Here is a 22,481-nt window from a genome sequence, read left to right as displayed (position 1 = left end):
CGATGCGGCAGCGCAGCGTGGCGTGTGCGTGTGGGGGTGCGTGAACGGCAGCTCGACGGTCGGCGCGCTGTCGCCCCGCCGCGACAGGAGCGGTATTCGCCGTGTACGGGCTCGGCGGGCCGGCCGGTGCCTATGCCGCGCCGCGCGTGGTCCGGCGGATCGGCATCGGCCCGGCCGTCGTGACCGGCTTCCTGGGCCTCAGCCTGCCCATGGTGCTGGTCCCCCTGGCCGACGGCCCGGCACCGTTCGTGATCGCGACGCTGGCCGCTGCGCACTTCGGCGCCGGCTGCGGGGGCGCGGTCCTGGACTCTTCCACCAACAGTTATCTGATCGCCGTCATCCCGCCCACGCTGCGCTCCCGCGTGATGGGCGTGGTGCAGACCGCCAACTTCGGAGTGCGCCCGATCGGCGCGGTACTGGCCGGCGCGCTCGGCACGGTCCTCGGCCTGCGGCCCGCCCTGTGGGTCGGCACGGTCAGCGCGGTCCTGAGTGTCCTGTGGGTTCTCGCGTCCGGAGTGCGGCGCGTCCGGGAACTGCCCGAGAGCGCGGCAGCCACTGCGGAGGAGAGCAAGTGAGCGCTGGTGCGGGTGACAGGTACCCCACGCTGTCGTAGGTCGTTTCCCGCCTCGTGGCGGGTCATCGCAGCGCCGCCGCCACCAGTCCACGGATCTCTGTGTCGGACACGCTTCCGCCGCTCACCAGACGGTCGAAGACCAGTCCGTCCATGCACGTCAGCAGTGTGACGGTACGGGTCTCGGCGTCCGCGACGCCTTGCGCGGTCAGGAAGGCGTGTACGACCCGTCGCCCGACGTTCTCCCGCGGCACGAGGATCTCCCGCAGTTCGGGGTGATGGACGCTCTCGATGGCGCACGCGTAGCGCGCGAGGGAACGTCGCCGCCCCTCCCCCGTGAGCCGTTGCGCGAGGAAGGCGGCGATCCCGGCCACCAGTTCTTCGGCGCTCCGCGGTACCGGTGTCCGGCTCCCGACCTCCTCAAGTTCCGCCTGGTCGAGGGCGACCAGGCGTCGGACGAGTGCGGTGAGCAGCGCCTGGCGGGTGCGGTAGTAGGCGGAGGTGGTGCCGGGCGGCAGGCCCGCCGCCCGGTCCACCGCGCGGTGGGTCAGGCCTCGCATTCCGGTCTCGGCGAGCACTGTGATGGCCGTGTCGGCAAGGACGGTACGTCGGTCGTCGGGCACCCCCCATTTCTACACCTGCAGAAGCCGGGGCTACCCTCCTTCTACATCTGTAGAAACCGTGCGGCGGGGCGGCTGGAGAGGGGCTGGGCATGGGCGGCAGTGCGGTGGTGGTCGGAGGCGGCATCGGCGGGCTGGCCGCGGCGATCGGCCTGCGTCGGATCGGCTGGGAGGTGACGGTCGTCGAGCGTGCTCGGGTCCTGGCTGACGTGGGCGCGGGCATCTCCCTGCACGCCAACGGCATCCGCGCCCTGGACGTCCTGGGCGTCGGCGCAGCGGTACGCGCGGCCGCTCGCCCCCAGTACACCGGGGGCACCCGCACGCCCGGCGGTGGATGGCTGGCCCGGATGAACGGGACCGTACTGGAGCGCAGGTTGGGCACGCCGATCGTCGGCATCCCCCGGGCGGTGCTGCACCGCCTGCTGCGCGAGGCGCTCCCTGCCGAGTGTCTGGTCATCGGGGCCGAGGTGATGTCCGTCGACCGCTCGGAGCCCGGCCGGGTGCGAGTGCCGGTCGGGGAGGGTGTCCTCGACGCCCGACCTGGTCGTGGCGGCCGACGGGGTCGACAGTCGACTGCGCGGCCAGTTGTTCCCCGGCCACCCGGGCCCGGTCCACAGCGGATCGACGGTCCTGCGTGCCGTCACCGAGCGTCCGGTGCCGTTGCGCACCGACTTCGAACTGACCTGGGGCAGGGGCGCCGAGTTCGGCCACATCGCCTTCACCGATGGTCGGGCCGAGTGGCACGCGGTGCTCAACTCGCCGCCCGGTACGCGGTATACGGACGCTCTTGCCGCGATGCGCCGTCGGTTCGGCGGCTGGCACGATCCGATCCCCGCGCTGCTGGACGCGACCCGCCCGGACACGGTCCTGCATCACGACATCCGCGAGTTGGCGACGCACCTGCCCGCCTTCACCGACGGCCGGGTCGCGCTGCTCGGGGACGCGGCACACGCCATGACCCCGAACCTCGGCCAGGGCGCCTGCCAGGCCCTGGAGGATGCGGCCACGCCGGCCGCCGCGCTCGCCACCGGGCCCACGGTCGAGTCAGCGCTGACCCGCTACGACGCCGAACGCCGCCTGCGCAGCCAGGCAGTGGCCCGGGCGGCACGCCGGGCCGGCCGGATGGGCCAGCAACTCTCGCACCCTCTTGCCGTGTCCCTGCGCAATACGGCACTCCGGCTGGCCCCGTCCGGCGTGACCGTCCGGGCCGTCCTGCGGCACGCCGACTGGACTCCGCCGAGCCTGGGCTGACGCCACCCCGGACGGCAACGGGCCTGATGGGTCGGGGGAAGGGTGGTGCAGTCGACGGCAGCCTCCCGGCCAGGACTTCGTGGGCTCGATCGTCCGGCGGTGTCGGCCGAGCCGGGTGCAGGACCCGATGCCCTTGCGGGGGATGCGATGCCGGATGCCTCGCTTGCGCAGCCATCCGCGCAGTTGGTCGTAGGCGTGGCCCTCAGCAGACGCGGCGGCTACCCGCAGGGAGCAGCCCTGCGGATCGCGTGCGCCCGCCGCCGGCTCCTGCCGGTGATCGAGGCGCACGACACCTCCTCCGACGCCACGGCCCTGGAACGCCCCTTGCAGGCCAGTCCGCGTCACCGCCCCGCCAGCACCCGCCCTCCCACCAGCACCTCGGCCGGTGAACGGCGGGGCGCCTGCCATGACTCGGTCGTGCGGCCGAGGCGCAGGATCACCTGCGGGAAGCGGTGGGCGGCCAGGTGGGTGCGCAACTCGGTGCGCAGTTCGGGCAGTTCGAGGGGCTGGGTGTGGAAGGCGGCCATGACCTCGCAGGTGGCCGCGTGCAGCAGCATCCGCTGGAGGGCCTGGCCTGCGCGCAGCCAGTCGGCGCGGTCGTCGCGCAGGGTGGTCAGGACGACGGCGGTGCCCGATGCGCGCCACCTGCGCCGGGCCGGCAGGGAGATCCGCCGGGCGAGGCCCAGGTAGTCGCGGCTGGGCAGGAACGTCCGGTCCGGGTGGTGCCGGCAGGCGTCCACGGGGACCCCGTAGGGGCCCACGGACCGGGCCAGTTCGGCGGTGTGCCCGTAGTCCGCGCGGTGCACGTTCTCCGCGGCGCGGACCATTCCGGCGAGGAAGTCGAGCCCTTCGGGTTCGTCGATGATCTGGAGGTCGGCGCCCTCCGCCCGGGCGTGGCCGCGCAGTTCGGCGAGGAGCGTGTCGGGCAGCGGTTCGGTGCCGAACGGGCCGCGGTGGGTGTGGCGCAGGGGTATCGCGCGGGCCAGACGGGCCTCGTCGGCGGTGGCCGCGGCATGGGCGGCGTAGCCCACCTGGGCCAGGAAGCCGGAGTCGCGGGAGTCCGGCAGGAGCGTGACGGCCGGGCGGAAGCCGAGGTGCCGTACGGCGATCCGTACGTTGAACAGGGCGGCGCCGCAGGCGATGACCGCCTCGCGGCCCGCCGGGTCGGTGAGGATCATCCGCCGGCCCCGGTCCAGATGGATCTCGAAGCCCTGGTCGCGGCCCTCCTCGGCGAAGAACCAGGGCTGGCTGTTGTGCGGCGAGGGCGCGAGCACGGCCGCGCGGGTCAGATGGTGAGCCGCGCGGCCGGCGTTCGCGTACGGCAGGGACATCAGGCATCCACCCTTCGTGACGGCGGGGTCAGTCCTGCTTCCCCGCCACTTCCTCGGCGACCTGGGCCGCCCATTCCTCGATCCGGCCGAAGTCCCGGAAGTCGCCGCCCTTTCCGTTGCGCACGATCATCCGGGCGATCCGGCCCTTCGCGCCCTCCTCCAGGCAGCCGCCGAAGGTCGCGTGCCCGCGTGCGTTCAGCCGGTCCATGGCCCGCCGCAGCCCGGGAACGGGCGGGATGTCCCGTTCCGAGGCCGAGGGGTCGAGCGGGCCGCTGCTGAACACGTACAGCGGACGTCCGGCCAGGGCGGTGCCGTGGCGGCGCAGGAAGCGGCGGGCGTCCCGGTGCCAGCGGCCGGCGTACAGGCCGCCGCCCACCACGACGGCGTCGTAGTCCGTGAGCCGGACGACGGCTGCGGCGGGCAGCGCCTCGGCGGTGCAGCCCTCCTTGCGCAGGACCGCGGCCACGGCCTCGGCGATCTGTGCGGTCGATCCGTTGGTGCTCCCGTAGGCGACCAGTACCTTGGCGGTCATGGCGGACGCCTCCTTTCAGGGGCCTGTCACAGCCTGCGCAGCCAGTCGTCGGCCACGCCGTGCAGGGCCTGCTCGTCGGGCTGGAGCCGGGAGTCGTCCAGCCGGTGGGTGAGCCGGTCGACGACGGCGACCACACCGTCGATCTGCCGGGTCATGGAGACGGCGATCTCCGTCTCGCTCTTGCGTTCCATCTGTCCCGTGAGCGTGACGACGCCCTCGGTGACCGAGACGTCCACCGCGCGCGGGGTCAGCCACAGCGCCCGCACCAGCACCTCGTCGACGACCTCGGCGCGGATCTCCGCGTCGGGCCGCAGGAAGACCTGCAGCAGGTCGCGGCGGGTGACGATGCCGACGAGCCGGTTCTCCTCGTCGAGGACGGGCAGGCGTTCGACGCGGTTCTGCGCCATGATCCGGGCGGCCTCGACGATGGTGTCGTCGGCGTGCACGGTGATGGGCGGTTCGGTCATCAGCTGGCCGGCGGTGCGGGCCCTGACCTTGGCGGCCCGGGTCCGGCCAGCCCGGGTCAGGCCGGCGAACCAGGAGCGCTTGCGCGGCTCGTAGGGGTCGGGGGTAGCGGCCTGCCGCAGCAGCAGGTCCGTCTCGGAGATGACGCCGATGACCTGTTCGTCCTCGTCGACCACCGGCAGTCCGCTGATGTGGTGGTCACCGAGCAGCCGGGCCACTTCCTTGAACGGAGTGCCGTACTCGGCGCGGACGACCTCCGTGGTCATCACGGAGCCCACCTTGTTGTGCTTCATGTCTGTCCCTCCTAGCGGAGCCTGCGCAGATACGGGTCCTGGGGCCTGCGGGGCAGCAGGCGTACGCGCGCATCGAGCACAGTGACTCCGCCCGGTGTCGCGAGAACGGGGTTGAAGTCGGCCTCGGCGAGCTGCGGCAGGTCGCTCGCCATGCGGGACAGCCGCAGCAGCAGGCGTTCGAGGCCGGTGAGGTCGACCGGGCCGCCGCCGTGCGCGCCGAACAGCAGGGGGGCGCAGCGCGGGGCCGTGATCAGGTCGTGTACGTCGTGGTCGGTGAGCGGGGCCAGCCGGGCGGCGTGGTCGGAGAGGACCTCGGTGGCGGTGCCGCCGAGGCCGAAGAGCACCAGCGGTCCGAAGACCTCGTCCTGGACGACACCGGCGAACAGTTCCGTGCCGCGCGGGGCGAGCGGCTGGAGGACCACGCCGGTGAGCAGTCCGGCGAACCGGGTCTCCAGGTCGCGGAAGGCGGCGCGGACCTGGTGGTCGCCCCGCAGGTCGAGGTGGACGGCGTGCTGGGCGCTCTTGTGCAGCAGTCCGGGCCAGTGGCCCTTCATGACGACCCGGCCGTCGGCGCCGCGCAGCCGGTCGGCGGCGAGGACGGCGTCGTCCTCGGTGTCGGCCCAGGCCCAGGGCAGTTGCGGGATGCCGTAGCAGTCGAGGAGCTCGGCGCACACGCGCGGGGCGAGCCAGCCGCCGTCCGGGTTCTCCTCGAGGTAGGTGTCGACCACGGCGTGGGCGCGTGCGGTGTCGACGTCGTCCAGGACGGGGACGGTCCCGGCGGGCCGGGCGAGCCAGGCGGCGCGGCGGGCGGCGTGGGCCAGGGCGCGGGCCGCGGCCTGGGGTTCGGCGTACGCCGGGACGGTGCCGCCGCCCTCCGCGGGCAGCAGTTCGACGGGCAGGCCCTGTTCGAGCCGTACCGCGGCGACCGGCTTGGGGCGCGATCCGGGGGCGGCGTGGGTGAGTGCCCGGATCAGGTCGTCGCCGGTCGCCGCGGCGACCGCGGTGGGCACCAGGGCCACGAGGACGGCGTCGATCCCGCCGTACCTCATGATCCGGTCCACGCAGGCTGTGAGCTGTTCCTCCGTCACCGCGGCGGTCGCGTCGACGGGGTTGCCGACGGCGGCGCCCGCGGGGAGTACGGCGAGCAGGTCGTCGACGAGTTCGGGGGTGGGCGCGGGGAGGGTGAGCCCGGCCTCGGCGCAGGCGTCGGCGGCGAGGACGCCGGCGCCGCCCGCGTTGGTGACCACGGCGACCCGGGATCCGGCGGGCAGCGGCTGGGAGTGCATCAGGGCGGCGGTTTCGAGGAGTTCGCCGCAGGAGTGGGTGGCGGTGATGCCGGCCTGGGTGAACAGCGCTCCGCGGGTCATGGTGCGGGTGGCGGCGGCCGCGGTGTGGGAGGCGGCGGCCCGGCGGCCGGCGTCGGTGCGGCCCGCGTCGACGGTCAGCACCGGCATGCGGCGGGTGACGCGGCGGGCGGTACGGGAGAAGGCGCGCGGGTTGCCGAAGGACTCCAGGTGCAGCAGGGCGAGGTCGGTGCGGCCGTCGCTCTCCCACCACTGGAGCATGTCGTTGCCGCTGACGTCGTACTTGTCGCCGAGGGAGGCGAAGGAGGAGACGCCGATGCCGAGCCGGGACAGGCCGTCGAGCAGGGCGATGCCGACGCCGCCGGACTGGACGGCGATGCCCGCGGTGCCGGGGCGCGGATGGCGGGCGGCGAAGGTGGCGTCGAGGCGCAGGGCCGGGTCGGTGTTGCTGATGCCGAGGCAGTTGGGGCCGACCATGCGCATGCCGTGGGCGCGGCAGGCGGTGAGCAGGGCGTCGGACTGGGCGGCGTCCAGGCCGGAGGAGACGACGAGGAGGGCGCGGACGCCGGCCTTGCCGCACTCCTCGGCGGTGTCCGCGAGCGCGGCCGCGGGCACCGCCAGGACGGCGAGGTCGGGGGTGGCGGGCAGGGCGCTGACCGACGGGTAGGACGGCACTCCGAGGATGGCGTGGGCGCCGGGGTTCACCGCGAACAGGCGGCCGGTGTAGTCGCCGGCGTGCAGTTGGTGCAGGATCGCCCGGCCCACGGAGCCCGCCTTGCGTCCGGCGCCGACGACGGCGACCGTGTCGGGCCGCAGCAGCGGGCGGAGGCTGGCGACGTCGGCGGCGCGGCCGCGTTCCTCCACGGCCGTCAGGTAGGTGTCGCTCTCGTCGAGGGCGATGGTGCAGCGCACCTCGGGGCCGTCGAAGCGGCGGGCGGTGCGCAGGCCGAGGTCGGCGAAGAGCCGCAGCACCTCGTGGTTCTCACTGAGCGCGTCGGCGGTGAAGGCCGTGATGCCCTCGGCGCGGGCGGCCGACACCAGGTGCTCGACGAGGAGGGTGCCGACGCCGCGGTGGTGCAGGCCGTCGGCGACCGCGATGGAGATCTCGGCGGTGTGCTCCGCGTCCGTGACGCCGTACTCGGCGGTGTCCTGCGAGTCGGTGACGCCGTACTCGGCTAGGCCGATGATCCGGTCCGCGATCTCGGCCACCAGCGCCCGGTAGCCGGGACGCGCCGGCCCGCAGGCCCGGTCGGCGGCCAGCGCGGCCGACCGGCGGCTGGCGGCGAAGAACCGCAGCCGCAGGTTCTCCGGCGACATCTCCTCGTACAGACCGTGGAGTTGTTCGTGGTCCGAGCGCCGCGCCGGGCGGATGCACACCATGGTGCCGTCCGCGAGCAGGGCGTGGACCGGGGGCCGGGTGAGCACGTCGTCCGTCATCGCGGATCTCCTTCGCGTCTTCTCGTCACTTCGAGGATCCAGCGGAACGGACGGCGGCCCCATGGGCTGTCCGGGCGGGGCTGGTGGGCCGGTCGGCCCTCAGTGCCGGGACGGCCTGCGCGCGGACGGCACGCCGAAGCGGCGCCGCTCGGTTCCTGCGGCGCCGCTCGGTGGAACGCGTAGGTCTGCCTCTAGTACCAGTGCTGGTCCGTGTACGACCTGGTGCACCGGAAGCCGAAGACCTTGCCGTCGCTGTGTGCCGCGACGCACTTGCCGCGGTGCTGCGCGTTCTCGATCAGGTAGGCGCCGCCTCCGACGCCTGTGAAGATCCAGCGCTGGTCCCGGTAGGAGTTGGTGCAGCGGAAGGTGAACACCCGGCCGTCGGCGTGCATCGCGAGGCAGGCCTGGCTCTTGCGGTTGATCAGCATGTTGCCGTCGCGCAGGCCCCAGTGCTGGTCGGTGTAGGAGCTGACGCAGCGGTGGGCGAAGACGGTGGGGTGGTGGTTGGCCAGGCACTTGCTGATTCCGCGGTTGCGCAGCAGGAACCAGTCCTGCGCGGCCGCGTCCGGCCCGGCCGGGCGGACCGTGGCGGACCTGGCCGTGGCCGGCGCCTCCTGCGCCGCGGACGCCGGGGCCGCCACGAAGGCGATGCCCGGCAGCATGGCGAGCCCCAGTGACAGTCCGACGATCTTCCTGTGTGGCATGTCTGTCCCCCTGACGAGGTGGCGGACGCGTGGTCGGCGCGCCCCGTGCCGGCTCACGTGGGTGAGCCGGTGTCGCAGGGAAGAAGCCTGCCGCGCCGTCGTGGCGCTGTCGTTGGCCCTGCGTGCCCGGCCCTTGGCGCTGCGTGCCACACCCGCGTGACCCTCGTCACCGCGGCCGGACCGAGGTTGACGCAATGACCGCTGGCCGCTCAGCCGAGCGCGAGCCGACACTTCTGTGTGTCCGGCACCGCGACCTCGGGACATGTGATGGAAACGGTCTTCGACAGCGCCGTCCTGCCCGCCCACGAGCGCGCCGAGGCGTTTGAGGACGCGGCGGCTCAGACGCTGGTCACGACGAGAATCAAAGTGGTGGATCCTGCCACGTTCGGCGGGCGCATGGAGGCGCTGCTCCTGGGACCCGCGCAACTGACGCGCCTGTCCTACGGAGCACTGCTGTCCCAGCGCACGCCCAGGATGATCCGGCAGTCGGATCCCGAGCAGTACCAGGTGGGCCTCATCCGCCGGGGCGGGCCCCAGGGCATCAACCAGGCACGCAGGACAGCCCGCCTCGCACCCGGAGACCTCATCTTCTACGACAGCTCACGACCGTTCGACTGCTATGCCGAGGCCGGGCCGTGGACGCGGTCCGAATCGATTCTGTTGCAGTTCCCCAAGCAACTGCTCCCGCTGCCCGACAGCAGGCTCGCCGGGCTCCTGGCCCGCCCCCTGCCCGGGACCCGCGGTGCGGGGCGTCTCCTCGCCGGCTTCCTCACGACCCTGGCCGACGAACACGGCTCCTGCTCCCCGCACGACGCGGCCCGGCTCGGCCATGTGCTGCTCGACCTGGCGGCGGCGACGCTCGCCCACCATCTCGACAGCGACCTGCCCTCCGCCGCCCGGACCTCGCAGGACGTCCTGTACCTGCGCATCACGTCTTTCGTCGAACGGCACCTGCGGGACCGCGAGCTGACGCCCGCCGCCGTGGCGGCGGCCCACCAGATCTCCGTGCGCCATCTGCACCGGCTCTTCCAGCGGCACGGCACCTCCGTCTGCGCCTACATCACGAGCCGCCGCATGGACCTGTGCCGGCGGGACCTGGCCGACCCCCGGCTGCGGAGGGTCCCCATCGGTTCGATCGCGAGCCGATGGGGGTTTCCCGATCCGTCCCAGTTCACCCGCGCCTTCCGCAGGTGCACGGGAATGTCACCCAGCCACTACCGCAGGCTCACGGCGGACCGTCCGCGGACGTGGCGCCCCGCTTGAGCCGGCCGGGGCCGGGGGCATGTGGTCCGCCCGGTCCGCTCAGGCGTTCCAGGTCCACTCCGCGATCTCCGGCAGATCGGTGCCGTACTCCCGGATCCACGCCTGGTGCCGGGTCCGTGCGTCGGCCATCTCCTGCCGTACGCCGGCCGCCCGCACCGCGAGCCCGGGGACCCGGTCGATGACGTCCATGACCAGCCGGTACCGGTCGAGGTCGTTGCGCACGACCATGTCGAACGGTGTCGTCGTGGTCCCCGACTCCTTGTAGCCGCGCACATGGAGGTGGTTGTGGCCGGTGCGCCGGTAGGCGAGGCGGTGGATCAGCCAGGGGTAACCGTGGTAGGCGAAGATCACCGGCTTGTCGGCGGTGAACAGGCCGTCGTACTCGAAGTCGGTCATGCCGTGCGGGTGTTCCTCGCGCGGCATCAGGCGGGCGATGTCGACGACGTTGACCACGCGGACGGCCAGCTCGGGCAGGTGGCGGCGGAGCAACTGGGCGGCGGCCAGGACTTCCTGGGTGGGTACGTCGCCGGCGCAGCCGAGGACCACGTCGGGTTCGCCGCCGTTCTCGTTGCCGGCCCACTCCCAGATGCCGGCGCCGCGGGCGCAGTGGGCGCGGGCGGCGTCGATGGACAGCCAGTCGAAGCAGGGCTGCTTGCCGGCGACGACGACGTTGACGTAGTCGCGGCTGTTCAGGGCGTGTTCGGCCACCGACAGCAGGGTGTTGGCGTCCGGCGGCAGGTAGACGCGGACGACCTCGGGGCTCTTGTTGAGGACGTGGTCGACGAAGCCGGGGTCCTGGTGGGAGAAGCCGTTGTGGTCCTGGCGCCACACGTGCGAGGTGAGCAGGTAGTTGAGGGAGGGGATGGGGGCGCGCCAGGGCAGCTCGCGCGAGGTCTTGAGCCATTTGATGTGCTGGTTGACCATCGAGTCGACGATGTGCACGAACGCCTCGTAGCAGGAGAAGAGGCCGTGCCGGCCGGTCAGCAGGTAGCCCTCCAGCCAGCCCTGGCAGGTGTGTTCGGAGAGGATCTCCAGGACCCGGCCGTGCCGGTCGAGGTGTTCGTCGACGGGGAGGATCTCGGCCTGCCAGGCCTTGCCGCTGCCGTCGAAGACGGCCTGGAGGCGGTTGGAGGCGGTCTCGTCGGGGCCGACGACCCGGAAGTCGCGGCGCTCGGCGGTGTCCTTCATGACCTGGGCGAGGAGGTCGCCGAGGATCCTGGTGGGTTCGTGGAGGGTGGTGCCGGGCTTGTCGACGGGCACCGCGAACCGCTCCAGCGGGTCGATCGGCAGCTCGCGCACGAGCAGGCCGCCGTTGGCGTGCGGGGTGGCCCCCAGCCGGCGGGCGCCCTCGGGCAGGCAGGCGAGGACGTCGGCGACGGGCCGGCCGTCGGCGTCGAAGAGTTCCTCGGGCCGGTAGGAGCGCAGCCACTCCTCCAGCTGGCGCAGGTGCTCGGGGTTCTCGCGGACGCCGGCGAGGGGGACCTGGTGGGCGCGCCAGGTCCCCTCGACGGGCACACCGTCGACCTCCGCGGGGCCGGTCCAGCCCTTGGGGGTGCGCAGCACGATGACGGGCCAGCGGGGGCGCTCGTCCGCGCCCTCCTCGCGGGCGGTGCGCTGCGCCTGGGCGATGCGTTCCAGGGCGGTGTCGAAGGCCTGCGCCATGGCCCGGTGGACGGTGGCCGGGTCGTCGCCGGTGACATGCAGGGGTTCATGGCCGTAGCCGCGCAGCAGCTCGTCGAGTTCGGGCTCGGGCAGCCGGGACAGCACGGTCGGGTTGGCGATCTTGTAGCCGTTGAGGTGCAGGATCGGCAGGACGGCGCCGTCGTGCACCGGGTCGAGGAACTTGTTGGAGTGCCAGGAGGCGGCCAGCGGCCCGGTCTCGGCCTCGCCGTCGCCGATCACGCACGCGACGAGCAGGCCGGGGTTGTCGAAGGCGGCGCCGTACGCGTGGGAGAGGGCGTAGCCGAGTTCGCCGCCCTCGTGGATCGAGCCCGGGGTCTCCGGGGCCACATGGCTCGGGACGCCGCCGGGGAAGGAGAACTGCTTGAACAGCCGCCCCATGCCCGCCGCGTCGCGGCCCACGTCGGGGTAGGTCCGGCTGTAGCTTCCCTCCAGCCAGGAATTGGCCAGAACCGACGGGCCGCCGTGGCCGGGTCCCCAGATGCACAGCGCGTCCAGGTCGCGGGCCTTGATGACCCGGTTGAGGTGGGTGTACACGAGGTTCAGACCGGGCGAGGTGCCCCAGTGGCCGAGCAGCCTCGGCTTGATGTGCTCGGCCCGGAGCGGCTCGCGCAGCAGCGGGTTGGCCAGCAGGTAGATCTGTCCGGCGGCGAGGTAGTTGGCCGCGCGCCAGTGGGCGTCCAGGGTGCGCAGCTCGTCGTCGGTCAGTACGGTGCTGTTCTGGTGTTCGACCTTGGACATGGGGTGAGTCTCCCGGGTCGGTGACAGGGTCGACGGGCGGTGGGAGGCGGCATGGCCGGCAACAAGGCGGAGAAACTGCCGCGCAAGACGTACGAGAAGGAACTTCTGCGTCTTCAGACGGAGTTGGTGAAGCTTCAGGAATGGGTGCGTGCCGAGGGCGCCCGTCTCGTCGTCATCTTCGAGGGGCGGGACGCGGCGGGCAAGGGCGGCACCATCAAACGGGTCACCGAGCATCTCAATCCGCGCGTGGCGCGGATCGCGGCCCTGCCCAAACCGACCGAGCGGCAGCGCAGCCAGTGGTACTTCCAGCGGTACGTGGAGCATCTTCCGGCCGCCGGCGAGATCGTGCTGTTCGACCGCAGTTGGTACAACCGGGCCGGCGTCGAGCATGTGATGGGTTTCTGCACCAAGGCGGAGTACCAACTCTTCCTGCGGCAATGCCCCATCTTCGAACGCATGCTGGTGGAGGACGGGATCCTGCTGCGCAAGTACTGGTTCTCGGTCAGCGACGCGGAGCAGCAGGACCGTTTCCGGCGCCGTCTTGAGGATCCGCTGCGGCGCTGGAAGCTGTCGCCGATGGACCTGGAGTCGATCACCCGGTGGGAGGAGTACTCCCGGGCCAAGGACGAGATGCTGGTGCACACCGACATCACGGAGGCGCCCTGGTACGTCGTCGAGAGCGACGACAAGCGGCGCGCCCGGGTGAACATGATCGCCCACCTGCTGGAGTCGGTGCCGTACCAGGACGTGCCGCCACCGGTGCTTGAACTTCCGGAGCGGCCGCCCTCGACCGGGTACGAACGCCCGCCGCGCGATCTCCAGAGGTACGTCAGGGATCACGCGGCGGGCCTGTAAGGCGCTCACGCCGGCTGCGGCACCACGGCGACCGGGCAGGCGGAGTGGTGCAGGGCCGCGTGGGCGACCCGGCCGAGCTGGAGCCCGAAGTGCCCCTCGCGCCGCCTGGCCCCGACCACCAGCAGATCGGCGCGGGTCGAGAGGTCGACGAGCACCCGGCGGGCATGGCCCTCGACGGTGCGCCGGTGGACCTCCAGGTCCGGCGGCAGACCGTGCAGGGCCTCGTCCAGGGCCTTCTGGGCCTGCTCCTCGTGCAGCAGGGCGGGGGCGTCGGCCAGCAGGGGGTGGTCGCTGCTCTCGTGCGCGGGGCACCGCCAGACGCGTACGGCCTCCAGCGGGACCCCGCGGCGGCGGGCCTCGGCGGCGGCGAAGCCCACGGCGGCGGCGTCCTCGCCGACGCCCACGAGCACCCGGCCGTGGACCGGGGGCGTGGCCCGGTTGTCGTGGCTGCCGCGCAGCACGATCACCGGGCAGTCGGCCTGGGCGGCGACGGCCAGACTGACCGAGCCGAGCAGGAGTTCGGCGATGCCGCTGCGGCCCCTGGTGCCCACGATCAGCGCGGATGCCTGGCGGCCCGCGTGCACGAGGGCGTACTCGGGCTCCTCGAACACCACTTCGGAGGACACCTCGAGACCCGGCTGCCGGGTGCGGGCTCGCTCGGTGGCGGCGCCGACGATGTCCTGCGGGGTGGGCTCTCCGCGCCGGCCGAGGTCCCGGGCGAGGGCGGTGCCCTCGTAGCGCGACCACAGGCAGGCGTGGACCAGCCGGAGCGGGACGCCGCGCACCACGGCCTCGTCGGCGGCCCAGTCCACGGCGCGCAGGCTGGGTTCGGAGCCGTCGACGCCCACGACGAGGGGGCGCCGCTCCACGGCGTTCACCGTCCCGCTCCGAGGTCGAAGACGATCCGGGCCTTGATCCGGCCGTGCAGGACGTCGTCGATGGACTCGTTGACGGAGTCCAGCGGGCGGGTCTCGCAGATGACCTCGGTGCGGCCGGCCGCGTGCAGTTGGAAGACCTCGGCGAGGTCCTGCCGGGTGCCGACGATGGAGCCGATGACGGAAGTGCCGTTGAGCACGGTGTCGAAGATCGGAACCTGGATCGAGCCGTGCGCGGGCAGGGCGACCATGACGAGCTTTCCGCCGCGCCGCAGACCGGAGTTGACGGCGGCGAAGGCGTCCTCGTTGACGGCCAGGGCGATGGCCGCGTGGGCGCCGCCGTGGCCCTTGAGGACCTCGGCGACGTCCTCCTTGCGGGCGTCGATGACGAGGTCGGCGCCGAGTTCGGCGGCGAGTTCGAGCTTGTCGTCGGTGACGTCGATCGCGGCGACGGTCGCCCCGGCGATCTTGGCGTACTGCACGGCCAGATGGCCGAGCCCGCCGACGCCGGAGACCGCCACGAGCTGCGTGGGCTTGACGTCGGCGACCTTCAGGGCCTTGTAGGTGGTGACGCCGGCGCAGGTCAGCGGGGCGGCGTCGACGGCGCTGACGCCCTCGGGGACCGGCTGGGCGAAGTCGGCCCAGGCGAGCATCTTCTCGGCGTAGCCGCCGTCGCAGCCGTAGCCGGAGTTGATCTGCTGCTCGCACAGCGTCTCCCAGCCGGACAGGCAGTGCGCGCAGCGGCCGCAGGCCTTGCCGAGCCAGGGCACGGCGACCCGCTGGCCGACGGTCAGGTGGGTGACGCCGTCCCCGAGCTTCTCGACGAGACCGACGCCCTCGTGGCCGGGGACGAACGGCGGGCTGGGCTTGACGGGCCAGTCGCCGTGGGCGGCGTGGATGTCGGTGTGGCACAGTCCGGAGGCCTCGACGCGGACCCGGACCTGTCCGGGTCCCGGCTCCGGGTCGGGTCGCTCCTCGATGACGAGGGGTTCGCCGAAGGCTCGGACGACCGCTGCCTTCATGGGGGTCAACTCCTTGGTGATGTGGATCAGTTGTGGGCGACGACCGCGACGGGGGCGGTGGCGTGGTGCAGCAGGGCGTGGACGACCGGGCCGATGTGGGTGCCCAGGGTGCTCCGGCGGATGCGGCGGCCGACCACCACGAGGGAGGCCTCGGCGGCCGCGTCGATGAGGCGGACGCCGGGGTTGCCGAACGGGGTCTCCTCGGTGACCTCGACGTCCGGGTACTTCTGCCGCCAGGGCCGCAGCGCCTCTGCCAGGGTGGCGGCCTGCTGGCGGGCGATCTCGTCGTGCAGCCGGGCGTCGGCGGTCAGGCCGTAGACGTAGTACTGCGGCAGGTTCCAGCCGTGCACGACGCGCAGGGAGGTGCGGCGCCGGGCGGCCGCCTCGAAGGCGAACTCGATGACGGTGTCGTCGGGGTGGGCGACGTCCAGGCCGAGCAGGACGGGCCGGTAGGGGGTGGCGGCCGACGGGATGCCGGCGGGGTCGCTCTCGTGCTCGTCGGCGGCCTGCTCGCCGGCCCGGACCAGGACGACGGGCCGGGTGGTGTGCGCCACGACGGAGAGGCCGACGGAGCCGATCATGAAGCCGCCGATGCCGCTCAGTCCGCGGGAGCCGAGGACGAGCAGCTCGGCGTCCTCGGCCGCCTCGGCGAGGGCGTCGGCGGGGCTGCCGCTGAGCTGCTGCGTGGTCACCTCGACGCCGGGGTGGCGCAGTCTCAGTCCCTCGGCGGCCTCGCGTGGGACGCGTTCCGTCCAGTGCTGGTGCGTCTCGGCGCCCAGCAGCGGAGCCTGGGCCATGGGTTCCGGCACCGGCTCCCACACGTGGACGATCTTCAGCGGCCGGTCGAGCAGCTTCGCCTCACGGGCCGCCCACTCGGCGGCCGCCCGGCTCTCGGCCGATCCGTCGAGACCTGTGACAACAGTGCGGACCATGGTGATGCCTCCTGATCAGTGGTTCTGTCTTCAGCTTCGGCCGGGAAAGGGGATCTCACGGAGGGGCCGCAGGTCCCCGGCCGGGACCAATGGGCCCTGCACCGCGCGGCGGGGTCGCGCTGCGCCCTGCAACCGTGCGCGGCGGGCTCGCGATGCGCACCGCAACCGTGCGCGACGGGCCTCGATGCGCCCCCGCACCGCGCGCGGCGGGCCCTCGGTGGGGCCCGCCGTGCCTCCCGCGGTCAGCGGTCAGCGCAGCCAGGGGTTCCGGCTGACGAAGGGGAGCCGGGCCCAGACCTTGCCCAGTCCCCAGACGGCGCCGGCGCCGGTGGCCGCGAGGGCGATCAGGACGACGGCGTAGATCAGGTGGTAGTCGGCGAACGGGTTGGTCGACATGCTGGCCGAGCCGTCCGACAGGTGCTTGGCCGGCGGCCACTCGGCGATCCACATCAGCGCCATCATGGCGGTGCCGGCGACGGCGGCCAGGCGCAGGCCGACGCCCGCGACGAGGGCGAGGCCGATGCCGAGCAGGCCCAGCATGAACAGCCAGTCCGCCCAGGCGTCCCCGGCCCACGCGTGGAAGGTGGACTCCATCGGGCCGACGGCCACCCGGCTCAGGAAGCCCTCGGTCGGCGAGCCGCCGTCGATCCAGCCGTTGCCGGACTGGGTGGCGTAGCCGAAGCCGAAGGTCTTGTCGAGGAACGCCCACAGGAAGACGAACCCGGTCAGCAGCCGCAGCGACGCCAGTGCATAGCCGGCCGCGGTGGCGGTGACGGCGGTGTCCTGCGCGGTGGCGGCGGTGGGGGACGCCGTACGGTTCCTGCGGAGCGAGGGCAGGTGGAACCCGTGGCTCCGGTGAGGGTGTTCGTGCACGGCCATGGTCGTGTCCCTTCCAGCGGATGCGGTCGTGTTTACATGGCCCACTCTCGTGGCGCCGGCGGGGTGGCCGCCGGATGCCGAAGGTCGGCCGCCGTTGGGCTGAACGGCCCCTTCCGCGGGTCCGGTCGGACCGCGCCGGTGGCGGGCGCGGGGGTGGAACCTGAAGGCGGCCAGGCAGCCGGCGAAGGGAATACCGATGCACCACGGCTCGGGCGGGCACGTTCCCCGGGGGTGGCGCCGCCTGGCGCCGGGGCTCGCCGCGCTCGGCGGCTACCGCCGCGGCTGGCTGCGCGGCGACGTCCCGGCGGGGTTCACGGTCGCGGCGTACCTCGTGCCGCAGGTGATGGCGTACGCGGGTGTGGCCGGGCTGTCCCCGGTGGCCGGACTGTGGGCGATCCTGCCCGCGCTCGGGCTGTACGCGCTGCTGGGGTCCTCCCGGCTGCTGTCGGTCGGTCCGGAGTCGACGACGGCGCTGATGACGGCGGCGGTCGTGGCCCCGCTGGCCGCCGGGGACCCGGGCCGCTACGCCGTGCTGGCCGCCACCCTCGCGGTGACGGTCGGCCTGCTGTGTCTGGCGGCCCGGGCGCTGCGCCTGGGATTCGTCGCCGATCTGCTGTCCCGGCCGGTGCTCATCGGCTATCTGGCGGGCGTGGCGGCGATCATGATCGTGGACCAGCTGCCGAAGCTGACGGGGGTGGCCGCGTCGGGCTCGGCGTTCTTCCCCCGGCTGTGGTCGTTCGCGGGGAACCTGGCGGACGCGCACCCGGCGACGACGCTGTTCTCGGCGGGAACGCTGGTGCTGCTGTTCGCGGTGGCGCGGCTGCCGCGGGCGGTTCCGGGGCCGTTGCTGGCCGTGGTGCTGGGCACCGGCGCGGTGGCGGCCTTCGGCCTGGACGAGCGGCACGGCATCGCGGTGGTCGGCGAGGTCCCGGCGGGGCTGCCCGCCTTCGGCGCTCCCGACCTGACCGCGGTGCCCTACCTGGTGCTGCCCGCGCTCGGTGTGCTGCTCGTCGCGTACACGGACTGTGTCCTGACCGGGCGGGCCTTCGCCGGTCGCGACGACGGCCGGGGCCTCGACGCCGACCAGGAGTTCCTCGCCCTGGGCGCGGCCAACCTGGGCGCCGGCCTCCTCCACGGCTTCCCCGTGAGCAGCAGCGCCAGCCGTACCGCGCTCGCCTCCTCGGCGGGCGCACGCGGCCAGGTGTACTCCCTGGTGGCGGGCGCGGCGGTGCTGTCCGTCCTGCTGTTCCTCAGCCCGCTGCTGACCCGGATGCCCTGGGCGGTGCTGGGCGCGCTCGTCGTGTACGCGGCCGTCCGCATGGTCGACCTGACCGGCTTCGCCCGGCTGGCCTCCTTCCGGCGGCGCGAACTCCTGCTGGCGCTGGGCTGCCTCGCCGGTGTCCTCACCCTGGGCCTGCTCTACGGGGTGCTGGTCGCCGTGGGCCTGTCGGTGGCGGAGCTGCTCAGCCGGGTGGCCCGCCCGCACGACGCCGTCGAGGGCCTGGTGCCCGGCGTGGCCGGCATGCACGACGTGGACGACTACCCGCAGGCCCGCACGGTGCCGGGCCTCCTCGTCTACCGCTACGACTCCCCGCTGTTCTTCGCCAACGCCCAGGACTTCCGCCGCCGGGCGCTTGCCGCCGTCGACGAGCAGAGCGGCCCGGTGCGGTGGTTCGTGCTGAACACCGAGGCCAACGTCGAGGTCGACATCACCGCGCTGGACGCGGTGGACGACGTCCGCCGCGAGCTGGCGAGGCGCGGGATTGTGTTCGCCCTGGCCCGGGTCAAGCAGGACCTGCTGAACGACCTGGAGGCCTACGGGCTGGCGGAAGCGGTGGGCCGACACCTGATCTTCCCGACCCTGCCGACGGCGGTGGCGGCGTACCGGACGTGGTGCCGGGGGCGGTGACGGCTGCTCGGGTGGGGTCCCGGGTCCGGGCGGACCAGGGTGCCCGTACGACCGTGGACGACCTCATGGGCCGCGTCCAGGGCATCCTCACGGGCCGCGTCCAGGGCACCGATCACGGCCGAGCCACCGGCGTGCACGACAGCCATGGCGGCGCACCGGACCCGATGCCGGACACAGCAACGACCGCTCAGGAGAACGCCAAGTCCGGGCGGACCAACGTGCCCGAGCGGCCGTGGACGATCTCGTGGGCCGCGTCCAGGGCACCGATCGCGGCGAGGCCGCCGGTGTGTTCGACGAAGCGGGCGGCGGCCTCGGCCTTGGGGCCCATGGAGTCCTCCGCGTAGTGGGCCGCGCGCAGTTCCGAGGGGGTGGCGTCGAGGACGGGCCGTTGGTGCGCGGTGCCGTGATCGGCGTAGACGTTGGGCACGTCGGTGAGGATCAGCAGGAAGTCGGCCTTGACGTCCTCGGCGAGCCGGGCCGCGGCGAGGTCCTTGTCCACGACGGCGTCCACGCCGTGCAGCGCCCCGGTGACCGGATCGGCCACGACGGGGATGCCTCCCCCGCCGCCGCACACGACCAGGGTGCCCACGTCGAGCAGGACGCGGACGGTGTCGACCTCCAGGATCAGCTCGGGGTCGGGCGCGGGCAGCCGGCGCCGGGCAGCGGGCCGGGTGAACGCGGGGTCGTCGGGGGCGACTTGGGTGTGGGTGAGCAGGGAGACGACCCGGCGTCCGGGCAGCACGTCCCGCAGCGCGCGGACCAGCTGCGTGCCGTGCACGCCCTGCGCCTGGGCGCAGCACAGGTCCGGCGGGGTGGGCATGGCCGACCGGGGTCCGTTGCCGTGGGTGATCACGAGGTCGTGCTCGTGGGCGAGGGGCGCGAGAGCGGTCGCCACTCTGAGGGAGCTCCCCCGGCGTGGCAGGGCGTTGCCGCCCAGACTGACGATGATGCGCATGGTCTTCCCGCCTTCCTGCGGCCCGACGCTCTCCTGCGCCCATGGAAGCGCGGGACGGTCCCGGCGCACTGTGTGCCGAAGGGCTGCTCCACAGGGCCGGGTGGCCCATGGTCCGGCCCCGGGCCCCCGCCCACCCTGGAGGTGGTAGCTCCGTACGCCTGAGTGGAGGCCCGCCATGAACGCTCCCGTCACGACGAGCATGCCGAAGGCGCTGCCCGCCGAGGACCGGCAGCGGCTGATGGACATCGCCCGTGAGGTGTCGTTCCCCGCCGGGACGCGGCTGTTCGAGGAGGGCGGTCGCGCCGACCGCTTCTGGATCATCCGCACCGGCACGGTCGACCTCGACATGCGCGTGCCCGGCCGCCGGCCCGCCGTCATCGACTCCCTCGGCCACAACGAACTGGTCGGCTGGTCCTGGCTGTTCACCCCGCACGTGTGGCATCTGGGCGCCGAGGCCGCGACACCGCTGCGGGCCTACGAGTTCGACGCCGACCGCGTGCGCGCGCTGTGCCAGGAGGACGCCGAGTTCGGCCGCGCCCTGGCGCGCTGGGTGGGCGAGGTCGTGGCCCACCGGCTCCAGGCGGCCCGTACCCGGCTGCTGGACCTGTACGCGCCCTACGGCAGCGGCACCCGTTGACCGAAACGCCCCGAGGAGTCACCGTGCACGGAACCCCGCACGTCGTGAGCGACGTGATGACCCGCGATGTCGCGGTCGTCGGCCGCGACACCGCCTTCAAGGACGTGGTGCGCATCCTTCAGGAGCGCAAGGTCAGCGCCCTGCCCGTGGTGGACGGCGGCCGTCGGGTCCTCGGAGTGGTCTCCGAGGCCGACCTGCTGCCCAAGGAGGAGTTCCGGGACAGCGACCCCGACCGGTACACCCAGCTGCGCCGCCTGACCGACCTGGCCAAGGCCGGCTCGATCACCGCCGGCGAGCTGATGACCTCCCCCGCCGTCACCGTCCGGGCGGACGCCACACTCGCCCAGGCCGCCCGGATCATGGCCCGCAGCCGGGTCAAGCGGCTGCCGGTCGTCGGTGACACGGACCGGCTGGAGGGCGTGGTCAGCCGCGCCGACCTGCTGAAGGTGTTCCTGCGCAAGGACGAGGAGATCGCCGAGGAGATCCGCCGGGAGGTCGTGGCCTACCTCTTCCCGGCTCCGGAATCCGCCGTCCGGGTCTCGGTCCACGACGGCGTCGTGACGCTGGGCGGCCGCGTCCGGGACACCTCCCTCGTACCGGTCGCGGCGCGACTGGCCCGCGCGGTCGAGGGAGTCGTGGACGTACGGTTCGAACTGGACGGACGCGTCTGACGGCCGGGCCTGGTGCCGGGGACCGCGAGCGCGCGTCCCGCATGCTGCTGCGGCCCGTGAGGGCCGGGCGTGCGTACGCCGTCCTCTGCCGCTTCGGCGGCGCCGGGCGACCGAAGTCGTCCGCGTGGGGTGCGCCTGCGCAGCGTCCGAGCCCGGAGGGGCCGCGCTCATGGGGTCGAGGGCAACGAGGCACGTATGATTTGGCTCCGAACAATACTCATGCCTCATGCCTGCGCAGGCGGCCCGAAGGAGCGTGCTCGTGCCCGGCCATCGTTCTATCGCCGAAGCCGAGAAACTGGCGGCGGCCAGGCTCGGCGGTATCCCCGTCCGGCATGACCAGATGGCCGTTGTCGCCAACATCTATCGCGCCGCCTCGGCTGTACGGCAGCACCTGGAGAACTCCGTGCTGCGCGGCGTCGACCTGACCTGGACCGCCTTCGTGGTGCTCTGGGTCGTCTGGATCTGGGGCGAGTCGGAGACGCGACACGTTGCCGAGGAGGCCGGGATCTCCAAGGGCACGCTCACGGGGGTTGCCCGGACGCTGGAACGCCGAGGACTCGTGCGGCGAGCGGACCATCCCACCGACGGAAGGCTGGTGCTCCTGAGTCTGACCGACGAAGGGGAGGAGCTGATGCAGCGCCTCTTTCCGGCGTTCAACGAGGAGGAAGCCTTCGTCACCGGGCAGCTCAGCGACGCGGACTGCCGGACTGTCGCCGCAGGACTGCGCCAGGTGGTGCTGCAGGTGGAGGAGAACGGCGAGGAGCGCCGCCGCGACCTGTTGGGCGGCGCCGCCCCGGCGCCGCGCCGCAGCGGCCGCCGTAAGGCCTGAGCCGCAGCAGTCCCGGACGAAAGCACCGGGAGCACTACGGCTCGAATTGCTCGCGGCCCGCCGCCTGTGCGCGATGGGCCGCGAGGAGCCGGCGCAGGGCGTCGACGCTCTCCTTGGTGCGGTCCGGCGCGCCGGACGTGACCTGGTGGAAGACCAGGCCGTCCAGGGCCGCGAAGACGATCTCCGTCATCTCCTGTGACACGTCGAAGCAGGCCAGGGCCTCTCGGACGGCGTCGCGGTACGCGTCGTAGAGCACGTCCACGTGGTGGCGCAGCTCCGGCCGCCGACGGGACTCGAGCTTCAGCTCGTACTGGAAGGCCTGGACGTCCGGGTCTGCCGCGATGAAGTCGGCCAGGGTCGCGGCGAAGTCCTCCAGCCTTCCACTGGCGGGCACCAGCGAGGACGTCTCGATGCTGCGGGTGACACACCACCGCAGCGCCTCTTCGAGCAGGGCGTCACGCGATCCGAAGTGGTGGGCGACCAGCCCGTGCGTGACACCGGCTTCGGCGGCGACGGCACGGTAGGTCAGCTTGCGCAGACCGCCCCGGGCCACCACCCTGACGGCCGCCGTCAGGAGCGCCTCCCGCCCTTCCCCGTAACCGGGCCGGGCCTCCTGGTCGGCCTCGCAGTCCGTCTCCGCCATGGCGGTCGCTCGCCCTCCCTCTGCCTGCACGCCCCGCACAGGCCAATCTATCCCATTGACAAGTTATCCAGATGGATAGATT

The 22,481-nt window shown here is 73.1% G+C and carries 19 protein-coding genes and 2 pseudogenes; 8 read left to right on the top strand and 13 right to left on the bottom strand.

Annotation, left to right across the window (positions count from 1 at the left end; translation table 11 throughout):
* Positions 1-86: 86 nt before the first annotated feature.
* Positions 87-575: pseudogene (locus ICC28_RS26120) on the top strand (MFS transporter); the annotation flags it as partial.
* A gap of 61 nt (positions 576-636) precedes the next feature.
* Here ICC28_RS26120 and ICC28_RS26115 read toward each other — a convergent pair.
* Entirely contained in the window at positions 637-1,194 is a 558-nt protein-coding gene (locus ICC28_RS26115; protein ID WP_188291152.1) for a TetR/AcrR family transcriptional regulator, read from the bottom strand.
* Positions 1,195-1,283: 89 nt separating this feature from the next.
* Between ICC28_RS26115 and ICC28_RS26110 the strand changes: the two are divergent.
* Positions 1,284-2,442: pseudogene (locus tag ICC28_RS26110) on the top strand (FAD-dependent monooxygenase).
* 341 nt (positions 2,443-2,783) lie between these two features.
* On the opposite strand, the gene ICC28_RS26105 reads toward ICC28_RS26110, so the two are convergent.
* The 5 genes from ICC28_RS26105 to ICC28_RS26085 all read right to left on the bottom strand — a co-directional run bounded on the left by ICC28_RS26105 (position 2,784) and on the right by ICC28_RS26085 (position 8,508).
* Complete coding sequence (locus tag ICC28_RS26105; RefSeq protein WP_188291151.1) at positions 2,784-3,773, bottom strand: Acg family FMN-binding oxidoreductase; 990 nt, start codon at positions 3,771-3,773, stop codon at positions 2,784-2,786.
* A gap of 28 nt (positions 3,774-3,801) precedes the next feature.
* A complete protein-coding gene (locus tag ICC28_RS26100) occupies positions 3,802-4,305 on the bottom strand; it encodes a flavodoxin domain-containing protein (RefSeq protein ID WP_188291150.1) in 504 nt (167 codons plus the stop codon).
* Between the two features lie 26 nt (positions 4,306-4,331).
* A complete protein-coding gene (locus tag ICC28_RS26095; protein WP_188291149.1) occupies positions 4,332-5,063 on the bottom strand; it encodes a CBS domain-containing protein in 732 nt (243 codons plus the stop codon).
* An 11-nt stretch (positions 5,064-5,074) separates the two neighbouring features.
* Entirely contained in the window at positions 5,075-7,804 is a 2,730-nt protein-coding gene (locus ICC28_RS26090) for a GNAT family N-acetyltransferase (RefSeq protein ID WP_188291148.1), read from the bottom strand.
* 191 nt (positions 7,805-7,995) lie between these two features.
* Complete coding sequence (locus ICC28_RS26085; RefSeq protein WP_188291147.1) at positions 7,996-8,508, bottom strand: RICIN domain-containing protein; 513 nt, start codon at positions 8,506-8,508, stop codon at positions 7,996-7,998.
* A 267-nt stretch (positions 8,509-8,775) separates the two neighbouring features.
* On the opposite strand from ICC28_RS26085, the gene ICC28_RS26080 reads away from it, so the two are divergent.
* Positions 8,776-9,771, top strand: a complete 996-nt coding sequence (locus tag ICC28_RS26080) for a helix-turn-helix domain-containing protein (RefSeq protein ID WP_188291146.1) — start codon at positions 8,776-8,778, stop codon at positions 9,769-9,771.
* Positions 9,772-9,810: 39 nt separating this feature from the next.
* Here the strand turns inward: ICC28_RS26080 and ICC28_RS26075 are convergent, their stop codons facing one another.
* Complete coding sequence (locus tag ICC28_RS26075; RefSeq protein WP_188291145.1) at positions 9,811-12,192, bottom strand: phosphoketolase; 2,382 nt, start codon at positions 12,190-12,192, stop codon at positions 9,811-9,813.
* A 51-nt stretch (positions 12,193-12,243) separates the two neighbouring features.
* On the opposite strand from ICC28_RS26075, the gene ppk2 reads away from it, so the two are divergent.
* The gene (ppk2, locus tag ICC28_RS26070; RefSeq protein ID WP_188291144.1) at positions 12,244-13,047 is read left to right on the top strand and encodes a polyphosphate kinase 2; all 804 of its coding nucleotides are present in this window, start codon (positions 12,244-12,246) and stop codon (positions 13,045-13,047) included.
* A 5-nt stretch (positions 13,048-13,052) separates the two neighbouring features.
* Here the strand turns inward: ppk2 and ICC28_RS26065 are convergent, their stop codons facing one another.
* The 4 genes from ICC28_RS26065 to ICC28_RS26050 all read right to left on the bottom strand — a co-directional run bounded on the left by ICC28_RS26065 (position 13,053) and on the right by ICC28_RS26050 (position 16,755).
* Positions 13,053-13,925, bottom strand: coding sequence for a universal stress protein (locus tag ICC28_RS26065; protein ID WP_188291143.1), 873 nt, complete (start codon positions 13,923-13,925; stop codon positions 13,053-13,055).
* On the bottom strand, positions 13,922-14,944 hold the full coding sequence (gene adhP / locus ICC28_RS26060) for an alcohol dehydrogenase AdhP (RefSeq protein WP_188291142.1): 1,023 nt from the start codon (positions 14,942-14,944) through the stop codon (positions 13,922-13,924). Before adhP ends, ICC28_RS26065 begins: the two co-directional genes overlap by 4 nt.
* Positions 14,945-14,970: 26 nt before the next feature.
* A complete protein-coding gene (locus ICC28_RS26055; protein ID WP_188291141.1) occupies positions 14,971-15,876 on the bottom strand; it encodes a universal stress protein in 906 nt (301 codons plus the stop codon).
* A 249-nt stretch (positions 15,877-16,125) separates the two neighbouring features.
* Positions 16,126-16,755: a DoxX family membrane protein gene (locus ICC28_RS26050; protein WP_188291140.1), complete on the bottom strand. Its 630-nt coding sequence runs from the start codon at positions 16,753-16,755 to the stop codon at positions 16,126-16,128.
* Between the two features lie 196 nt (positions 16,756-16,951).
* On the opposite strand from ICC28_RS26050, the gene ICC28_RS26045 reads away from it, so the two are divergent.
* Positions 16,952-18,664, top strand: coding sequence for a SulP family inorganic anion transporter (locus tag ICC28_RS26045; RefSeq protein ID WP_188291139.1), 1,713 nt, complete (start codon positions 16,952-16,954; stop codon positions 18,662-18,664).
* A 187-nt stretch (positions 18,665-18,851) separates the two neighbouring features.
* On the opposite strand, the gene ICC28_RS26040 is transcribed toward ICC28_RS26045, so the two are convergent.
* Entirely contained in the window at positions 18,852-19,619 is a 768-nt protein-coding gene (locus ICC28_RS26040; protein WP_188291138.1) for a carbamate kinase, read from the bottom strand.
* Between the two features lie 175 nt (positions 19,620-19,794).
* Here ICC28_RS26040 and ICC28_RS26035 point away from each other — a divergent pair, with 175 nt between their 5' ends.
* The 3 genes from ICC28_RS26035 (at position 19,795) to ICC28_RS26025 (ending at position 21,756) form a co-directional block, all read left to right on the top strand.
* Positions 19,795-20,256, top strand: a complete 462-nt coding sequence (locus tag ICC28_RS26035) for a cyclic nucleotide-binding domain-containing protein (RefSeq protein ID WP_188291137.1) — start codon at positions 19,795-19,797, stop codon at positions 20,254-20,256.
* Between the two features lie 23 nt (positions 20,257-20,279).
* The gene (locus tag ICC28_RS26030; protein ID WP_188291136.1) at positions 20,280-20,927 is read left to right on the top strand and encodes a CBS domain-containing protein; all 648 of its coding nucleotides are present in this window, start codon (positions 20,280-20,282) and stop codon (positions 20,925-20,927) included.
* Between the two features lie 259 nt (positions 20,928-21,186).
* Entirely contained in the window at positions 21,187-21,756 is a 570-nt protein-coding gene (locus ICC28_RS26025) for a MarR family winged helix-turn-helix transcriptional regulator (protein ID WP_188291135.1), read from the top strand.
* Positions 21,757-21,790: 34 nt separating this feature from the next.
* Here the strand turns inward: ICC28_RS26025 and ICC28_RS26020 are convergent, their stop codons facing one another.
* Positions 21,791-22,399, bottom strand: a complete 609-nt coding sequence (locus ICC28_RS26020; protein WP_188291134.1) for a TetR/AcrR family transcriptional regulator — start codon at positions 22,397-22,399, stop codon at positions 21,791-21,793.
* Between the last annotated feature and the right edge of the window lie 82 nt (positions 22,400-22,481).

Source organism: Streptomyces sp. TRM68416, from assembly GCF_014596915.1.
GTDB lineage: Bacteria > Actinomycetota > Actinomycetes > Streptomycetales > Streptomycetaceae > Streptomyces.
Note: the sequence above shows the minus strand (reverse complement) of the source record. Positions and strands in the feature narration are given on the sequence as shown.

Excerpts from the sequence above, each read along its gene's own strand:
- ICC28_RS26105 (WP_188291151.1), bottom strand. The coding sequence starts at position 3,773 with ATGTCCCTGCCGTACGCGAACGCCGGCCGCGCGGCTCACCATCTGACC.
- ICC28_RS26100 (WP_188291150.1), bottom strand. The coding sequence starts at position 4,305 with ATGACCGCCAAGGTACTGGTCGCCTACGGGAGCACCAACGGATCGACC.
- ICC28_RS26095 (WP_188291149.1), bottom strand. The coding sequence starts at position 5,063 with ATGAAGCACAACAAGGTGGGCTCCGTGATGACCACGGAGGTCGTCCGC.
- ICC28_RS26090 (WP_188291148.1), bottom strand. The coding sequence starts at position 7,804 with ATGACGGACGACGTGCTCACCCGGCCCCCGGTCCACGCCCTGCTCGCG.
- ICC28_RS26085 (WP_188291147.1), bottom strand. The coding sequence starts at position 8,508 with ATGCCACACAGGAAGATCGTCGGACTGTCACTGGGGCTCGCCATGCTG.
- ICC28_RS26080 (WP_188291146.1), top strand. The coding sequence starts at position 8,776 with ATGGAAACGGTCTTCGACAGCGCCGTCCTGCCCGCCCACGAGCGCGCC.
- ICC28_RS26075 (WP_188291145.1), bottom strand. The coding sequence starts at position 12,192 with ATGTCCAAGGTCGAACACCAGAACAGCACCGTACTGACCGACGACGAG.
- ppk2 (WP_188291144.1), top strand. The coding sequence starts at position 12,244 with ATGGCCGGCAACAAGGCGGAGAAACTGCCGCGCAAGACGTACGAGAAG.
- adhP (WP_188291142.1), bottom strand. The coding sequence starts at position 14,944 with ATGAAGGCAGCGGTCGTCCGAGCCTTCGGCGAACCCCTCGTCATCGAG.
- ICC28_RS26055 (WP_188291141.1), bottom strand. The coding sequence starts at position 15,876 with ATGGTCCGCACTGTTGTCACAGGTCTCGACGGATCGGCCGAGAGCCGG.
- ICC28_RS26050 (WP_188291140.1), bottom strand. The coding sequence starts at position 16,755 with ATGGCCGTGCACGAACACCCTCACCGGAGCCACGGGTTCCACCTGCCC.
- ICC28_RS26045 (WP_188291139.1), top strand. The coding sequence starts at position 16,952 with ATGCACCACGGCTCGGGCGGGCACGTTCCCCGGGGGTGGCGCCGCCTG.
- ICC28_RS26040 (WP_188291138.1), bottom strand. The coding sequence starts at position 19,619 with ATGCGCATCATCGTCAGTCTGGGCGGCAACGCCCTGCCACGCCGGGGG.
- ICC28_RS26035 (WP_188291137.1), top strand. The coding sequence starts at position 19,795 with ATGAACGCTCCCGTCACGACGAGCATGCCGAAGGCGCTGCCCGCCGAG.
- ICC28_RS26020 (WP_188291134.1), bottom strand. The coding sequence starts at position 22,399 with ATGGCGGAGACGGACTGCGAGGCCGACCAGGAGGCCCGGCCCGGTTAC.